6 protein-coding genes and 1 pseudogene are annotated in these 6,722 nt (G+C 72.5%); 4 read left to right on the plus strand and 3 right to left on the minus strand.

The genetic code is table 11. The annotated features are described in order from the left end of the window. The first annotated feature begins 52 nt into the window (after positions 1-52). Positions 53-1,720: a fibronectin type III domain-containing protein gene (locus ACFXOZ_RS35120; RefSeq protein ID WP_380593980.1), complete on the plus strand. Its 1,668-nt coding sequence runs from the start codon at positions 53-55 to the stop codon at positions 1,718-1,720. 46 nt (positions 1,721-1,766) lie between these two features. Here the strand turns inward: ACFXOZ_RS35120 and ACFXOZ_RS35125 are convergent, their stop codons facing one another. Then, complete coding sequence (locus tag ACFXOZ_RS35125) at positions 1,767-2,099, minus strand: YnfA family protein (protein WP_375890263.1); 333 nt, start codon at positions 2,097-2,099, stop codon at positions 1,767-1,769. A gap of 19 nt (positions 2,100-2,118) precedes the next feature. Further along, positions 2,119-3,333, minus strand: a complete 1,215-nt coding sequence (locus tag ACFXOZ_RS35130) for a pyridoxal phosphate-dependent aminotransferase (protein WP_380529517.1) — start codon at positions 3,331-3,333, stop codon at positions 2,119-2,121. Between the two features lie 96 nt (positions 3,334-3,429). On the opposite strand from ACFXOZ_RS35130, the pseudogene ACFXOZ_RS35135 reads away from it, so the two are divergent. Together ACFXOZ_RS35135 and ACFXOZ_RS35140 are read left to right on the plus strand one after the other, a co-directional pair. After that, positions 3,430-3,813, plus strand: a pseudogene (locus ACFXOZ_RS35135) (winged helix-turn-helix transcriptional regulator); the annotation flags it as partial. A gap of 245 nt (positions 3,814-4,058) precedes the next feature. Continuing rightward, positions 4,059-4,865 carry an SGNH/GDSL hydrolase family protein gene (locus ACFXOZ_RS35140; RefSeq protein WP_380529515.1) on the plus strand — a complete coding sequence of 269 codons (807 nt, stop codon included), beginning with the start codon at positions 4,059-4,061 and terminating at the stop codon, positions 4,863-4,865. Here the strand turns inward: ACFXOZ_RS35140 and ACFXOZ_RS35145 are convergent. Continuing rightward, entirely contained in the window at positions 4,862-5,533 is a 672-nt protein-coding gene (locus ACFXOZ_RS35145; RefSeq protein ID WP_380533137.1) for a GNAT family N-acetyltransferase, read from the minus strand. The two genes, ACFXOZ_RS35140 and ACFXOZ_RS35145, sit on opposite strands and share 4 nt — an antisense overlap. Positions 5,534-5,691: 158 nt before the next feature. Here ACFXOZ_RS35145 and ACFXOZ_RS35150 point away from each other — a divergent pair, with 158 nt between their 5' ends. Further along, a complete protein-coding gene (locus ACFXOZ_RS35150; RefSeq protein WP_380533140.1) occupies positions 5,692-6,624 on the plus strand; it encodes a pentapeptide repeat-containing protein in 933 nt (310 codons plus the stop codon). Positions 6,625-6,722: the final 98 nt, after the last annotated feature.

A 6,722-nucleotide genomic window follows, 5' to 3' on the forward strand; every position in this document is an offset into this window, starting at 1 on the left:
CGTTCACCGGAAGTCCGTGCGCGGTCAACGCGCCGCTGACAGAGTCCCGCGCATGGATATCCCCAACATGGGCGTGCCGGCCAAGCTTGCCGACCGCATGAGCATGGCCGAGCAGCACGAGTACCTGCGGGCCCGTTTCTCCCGCCGCCGGATGCTGCGCGCCGGTGCCGTCACCGTGGGCGCGGTCGCCGTCGGCGGTGCCCTGGGCAGCGCGCCGGCCTTCGCCGCCCCGGCGAGCCCCCAGCTCCTGACGGGTGCCACGACGGCCGGCATCGACGGTGCGCTGGTCGCGCCGGTCGGGCGTCACCTCCAGTTCGGCGCCGAGCCGGACACCCAGTTCCGCATCTCCTGGCAGGTCCCGGCGCCGGTCAGGAAGCCGTTCCTGCGCTTCGGCAAGCACCCGTGGGAGCTGAGCCACAAGATCCAGGCCGAGGTCCGCGCGCTGCACACCCCGGCGCTGACCCCGACCGGCAAGCCGGTGGACCAGTACTACCTGCACGTGGCGCTGGAGGACCTCCAGCCCGACACCACCTACTACTACGGCGTCGGCCACGAGGGCTTCGACCCGGCCTCGCAGCAGCAGATCTCCACCCTGCACACCTTCCGCACCGCGCCCTCCCGCGACCACCGCTGGGGCAAGGTGTACGAGCCGTTCACCTTCACCGCCTTCGGCGACCAGGGCGTCAGCGCCCACGCGGCCGGCAACGACAACATCATCAAGGCCCAGAAGCCGGCCTTCCACCTGCACGCCGGCGACATCTGCTACGCCGACCCGGCCGGTTCCGGCACCGACCCGGACAAGTCCGTCTTCAACGCCAAGACCTGGGACGACTTCCTGGTCCAGACCGAGACCGTCGCCGCCGACATCCCGTGGATGGTCGCGTACGGCAACCACGACATCGAGGCCTGGTACTCGCCGAACGGCTACGGCGGCGAGAACGCCCGCTTCTTCCTGCCGGACAACGGCCCGGACCCGCGCCAGGTCCCCGGCGTCTACACCTTCCGGTACAAGAACGTCGGCGTCATCTCGCTGGACGCCAACGACGTCTCCTACGAGATCCCGGCCAACCTGGGCATCTCGGCGAACAAGCAGACCAAGTGGCTGGAGCGCACCCTCAAGGACCTGCGCAACGACGAGACCGTCGACTTCGTCGTGGTCTTCTTCCACCACTGCGCCTTCTCCACCACCGTCGCCCACGCCTCCGAGGGCGGCGTCCGCGAGGCCTGGGTGCCGCTGTTCGAGAAGTACCGGGTGGACCTGGTCATCAACGGCCACAACCACATCTACGAGCGCACCGACGCCATCCTCGGCAACAAGGTCTCGAAGCAGGTGCCGAGCGGCGCCACCATCGAGCCGGTCAAGGACGGCGTGGTCTACGTGACCGCGGGCGCGGCCGGCCGCAGCCTGTACAACTTCGCGACCCCGGACACCTACGAGGGCCACGAGAACCACCAGGACGAGGTGCAGAGCTACTACTGGAGCAAGGGCCGGGTGAAGACCCCCGAGACCATCCAGTGGTCGCGGGTCCGCTACACCGGCTACTCCTTCATCAAGGTCGACGTCACCCCGGCCCGCCTGGGCCAGAAGTCGTCCATGAAGGTCACCGCGCTGGCCGAGAACGGCACCCAGATCGACCACTACACGATCCTGCGCAAGGTCGGCGAGGGCTGGGACTCCAACAGCGACGACGACGGCCAGGGCGGCGGCTGGGGCTGGTAGTCCCCGAACCCCCCCTGCCGGGCCCCGGTGTCGAGGAGCGAAGCCCTCAGCGCCGGGGCCCGTACATGATCACGCCGACCCCGGCCAGGCAGATCAGCGCGCCCAGCACGTCGTAGCGGGTCGGCCGGAAGCCGTCCACGGCCATGCCCCACAGCAGCGAGCCGGCCACGAACACCCCGCCGTAGGCGGCCAGCACCCGGCCGAACTCGGCGTCCGGCTGCCGCGCCGCCACGAAGCCGTACACGCCCAGCGCCACCACGCCCAACCCGGCCAGCCACCACGGCCGTTGCTCCCGCACGCTCTGCCAGACCAGCCAGCAGCCGCCGATCTCGGCGACGGCCGCGAGGGCGAACAGGACGACGGAGCGCAGAACGGTCATGGTCCGTGAGCGTACGGGCTCAGACCTGCCGGTACGTGGCCAGGAAGCGCCCGATCCGGTTGATCGCCGTCTCCAGGTCGTCGGCGCGCGGCAGGGTGACGAAGCGGAAGTGGTCCGGGCGGGGCCAGTTGAAGCCGGTGCCCTGGACGACGTGGATCTTCTCGCGCAGCAGCAGGTCCAGCACGAAGCGCTCGTCGTCGACGATCCGGTGCACCGCCGGGTCGAGCTTGGCGAAGGCGTACAGCGCGCCCTTGGGCTTGACGCAGCTGACCCCGGGGATCTCGTTGAGCGCCTTGACCGCGATGTCGCGCTGCTCGGTGAGCCGGCCGCTCGGCAGGACCAGGTCGTTGATCGACTGGTGGCCGCCGAGCGCGGCCTGGACGGCGTACTGCGCGGGCACGTTGGGGCACAGCCGCATGCCGGAGAGCATGGTCAGGCCCTCCAGGTAGTCGGTGGCGTGCTGCTTGGGGCCGGAGACGACCAGCCAGCCGCTGCGGAAGCCGGCCACCCGGTAGGCCTTGGAGAGGCCGTTGAAGGTGAGGGTGAGCACGTCCTCGGCGAGCGCGGCCAGGCAGTGGTGCTCGGTGCCGTCGTAGAGGATCTTGTCGTAGATCTCGTCGGCCAGCACCATCAGCTGGTGGCGGCGGGCCAGGTCGAGGATCCCCTCCAGCAGCTCCTTCGGGTAGACCGCGCCGGTCGGGTTGTTGGGGTTGATGACGACGATCGCCTTGGTGCGGGCGGTGATCTTGGCGGCGATGTCGTCGAGGTCCGGGTACCACTCGGCCTCCTCGTCGCACAGGTAGTGCACGGCCTTGCCGCCGGCCAGCCGGACGGAGGCCGTCCACAGCGGGTAGTCCGGCATCGGGACGAGCACCTCGTCGCCGTCGTCCACCAGGGCGGTGACCGCCATCTGGATCAGCTCGGAGACGCCGTTGCCGAGGTAGACGTCGTTGACGCCGACGCCCTGGACCCCGCGCTGCTGGTAGTACTGCACCACGGCGCGGCGGGCCGGCAGGATGCCGCGCGAGTCGCTGTAGCCGTGCGCCGAGGGCAGGTTGCGGATGATGTCCTGGATGATCTCCTCGGGCGCCTCGAAGCCGAACGGCGCCGGGTTTCCGGTGTTCAGCCGCAGCACGCTGTGCCCGGCCTCCTCCAGGGCGTTGGCCTGGTCGACCACCGGACCCCGGATCTCGTAGCACACGTCGTTCAGCTTGCTCGACTGCCGAAACTCCATCTGCGGCCTCCCGACCGTCACCACCGCTCCGCTGCTACCGCTTTGTTCTACCAAGTAGGCACTTGGAAAGTCCAACCTTTGGCTATGCTGATCCACATGTCACGCCGAAGCTACGACCAGTACTGCGCCGTCGCCCGCGCCCTGGACGCGGTGGGGGAGCGCTGGAGCCTCCTGATCGTCCGTGAACTCCTGCGCGGCCCGCGCCGCTACACCGACCTGCACGCCGACCTGCCCGGGGTCTCCACCGACATCCTGGCCGCCCGGCTCAAGCAGCTGGAGGGCGAGGGGCTCGCGGAACGGCGGCGGCTGGAACGGCCGGCCAACGCCACGGTGTACGAGCTGACCGACCGGGGGCGCGAACTGCGACCGGTGATCGAGGCCCTGGGGGAGTGGGGGCTCGGCGCCCTCGGCGACCAGCGGCCCACCGACGCGGTGCGGGAGCACTGGTTCACGGCTCCGGGCGCGGGTGCGGGTGCGGGCGCGGGTGTCGCGGCGGCCGTCGGGGGCTGAACGGGCGCCGGGCGGGGGCTGAGCTGGGCGGGGGCTGAGCGGGGCGGCGGCAAGGCCCCCGTCGCCGGCCGCCGCCCCGTGGCCCCAGGATGGCGCAGGGCGATAAACGAACACTGGACGCCGAATGAGCGGCCGGGCCCCCGCGACACTGGTTGGCAAGTGCACACGTACGATCGTCGGATCGCGGAGCCAACTCAGGAGAGCGGAAGCAGCCCGTGCCCACCATCAGCCGCAGTTACGCCAGCTACGTCGCCGTCGGGGACTCCTTCACCGAGGGCATGTGCGACGACCTCCATCCCGACGGCCACTACCGCGGCTGGGCCGACCGGGTCGCCTCCGCGCTCGCCGCCGAGGGCGGGTCCGAGGGTGGATCCGACGGCTTCCGGTACGCCAACCTCGCCGTCCGCGGCAAGCTCATCGGCCAGATCCACGACGAACAGCTCCCCGCCGCCGCCGGGATGGGCGCCGACCTCGTCACCCTGGCCGGCGGCCTCAACGACGTGCTGCGCCCCGGCTGCGACATCGACCGGGTCGAGCGGCTGCTCGGCCGCTGCGCCGCCGAACTGCGCGCCACCGGCGCCACCGTCGTCCTGTTCACCAGTACCGACCCCAGCCGCAGGATGGCCGGCGGCGCCCGGCTGCTGCCCGCCATCCTGCGGATGAAGGCCTTCGTCCAGGAGCTCGGGCGGCAGGACGGCTACGCCGTCGTCGACCTGTTCTCCGCGCCCTGCTTCGACGACCGCCGGCTCTGGGCCGAGGACCGGCTGCACCTCTCGCCCGAAGGCCACCGCCGGGTCGCCGAAGGCGTCCTGGAGGCCCTCGGCCGCCCGGCCGCCTTCGACTGGCGCGCCCCGCTGCCCGCCGTCGCCCCGCCCGGCCGCGCCGAACGGCTGCGCTCCGACGCCCGCTGGCTGGGCACCCACCTCGGCCCCTGGATCGGCCGCCGCCTCACCGGCCGCTCCTCCGGCGACGGCCGACCGCCGAAGCGGCCGGAGCTGCTGCCGTTCCCGGACAGGCCCTAGTCCACCCAGCTCCGCTCGGGCTTCTCCGCCTCCAGGACCAGGCTCGCCATCGGGGCGCGGGTGGTCCAGCCGAGGGCCCGGTAGAGCCCCTGGCCGTCCGCCGTGCCGACCAGGACGCCGGTGCGGGCGCCCGCCTCGTACGCGCCGGACAGCAGGGCCCGCATCACCACCGAGCCCAGGCCCCGGCGGCGGTGCTCGGGGGCGGTGCCGATCTGGTCCGGTACGGCGACCGGGCCGGCCAGGCCCACCTGGCCGCGGGCGGCGAGGTGCCCGTCCGTGCTGCGCACCAGGGCGCGCAGCACGCCGCCCCTGGTCCAGGTGGTCAGGGTGTAGCCGGTCGGCGGCTGCGCCCGCTCGGGGGTGAGCGCGGTGGTCATCAGGAAGCCGGGCTGGTCCAGCCGCCACTGCGGGCCCAGCCAGGGCCGTACCGTCCCGTCCTCGGCGAACAGCTTGAGCCAGGTGGTCGGCGCGGTGGTCGCCCCGGCGAGCGCGCGGACGGCCTGCTCGGTCGGCTCGGGCAGCACGTACCGCCCCACCTCCCGGTCCGGCGCACCGACGTCGATGCTCCAGCCCCAGGGCCGCTCCACCGGGTCGGCGGCGCCCCGGGAGACGGTCCAGCCGCTGATCCACATCCGGACCAGCTCGGTGACGGTCGACTCCGGCGTCATGTGCGGCATCGTGTGCGGCATCGTTCGGATCCCCCCGCATGTAATGGTCTCTGCTTGCCTGCATACCTTACTCAAGCGGAGGGCGGCCTGCCCAGTAATCTTGACGGGTTCGACGTGCCGGCTCCCGCCGGCGCCCAGCAGCTGGAAGGACCCCGGACGTGAGCGAGACCGAGCCGCCGCAGGACCCCACGGCGGCCGCGCCGACCCCGCTCCGCTCCGACTGCGGCAGCTGCTTCGGACTGTGCTGCGTCGCCCTGCCCTTCGCGGCCACCGCCGACTTCGCGGTGAACAAGGCCGCCGGTACCCCCTGCCGCAACCTGCAGACGGACTTCAGCTGCGGGATCCACGCCCGCCTCCGCGACAGCGGCTTCCAGGGCTGCACCGTCTACGACTGCTTCGGCGCCGGCCAGCGGGTCTCCCAGGTCACCTTCGGCGGGGTCAGCTGGCGGGAGGAACCCGCCACCGCCAAGCCGATGTTCGACGTCTTCCCGATCGTCCGGCAGCTCCACGAACTGCTCTGGTACCTCACCGAGGCGCTCACCTTCGCCCCCGCCCGGCCCGTCCACGCCGAACTGCGGCAGGCCCTGGAGGAGACCGACCGCCTCGCCTCCGGCACCCCCGAGGAACTCCTCGCCGTCGACGTCGCGGCCCACCGCGGCCGGATCAGCGAGCTCCTGCTGCGGGCCGGCGAACTCGTCCGCGCCGCCGTCCCCCGCCGCCGTGAGCACCGCGGCGCCGACCTCTTCGGTGCCCGCCTGCGCGGCGCCGACCTCCAGGGCGCCAACCTGCGCGGCGCCCTCCTGGTCGCCGCCGACCTCTCCGGCGCCGACCTGCGCCTCGCCGACCTCATCGGCGCCGACCTCCGCGACGCCGACCTCGCCGGCGCCGACCTCAGCACCGCCCTCTTCCTCACCCAGGCCCAGCTCAACGCCGCCCGCGGCGACGCCACCACCCGCCTCCCGGCCGCCCTCACCCGCCCCACCCACTGGCCCGCCACCGCCCCGACGGGCGCGACCCCCGGCCACCGCAAGCCCCGCAGCGGCCCCCGCCCCCAGAACGGCACCCGCTCCGGCAGGCCGCGCCGCCGCTAGGGCCTGTCCGGCGGATCATGTGACTTCTCCATGCCGGGCTCGTTGTGCCCGGCATGGGGCGGGGTGATCTGACGAACGACGAATGGGGCCGGCTGGCA

The sequence above is a fragment of the Kitasatospora sp. NPDC059160 genome, from assembly GCF_042755465.1.
Lineage (GTDB): Bacteria > Actinomycetota > Actinomycetes > Streptomycetales > Streptomycetaceae > Kitasatospora.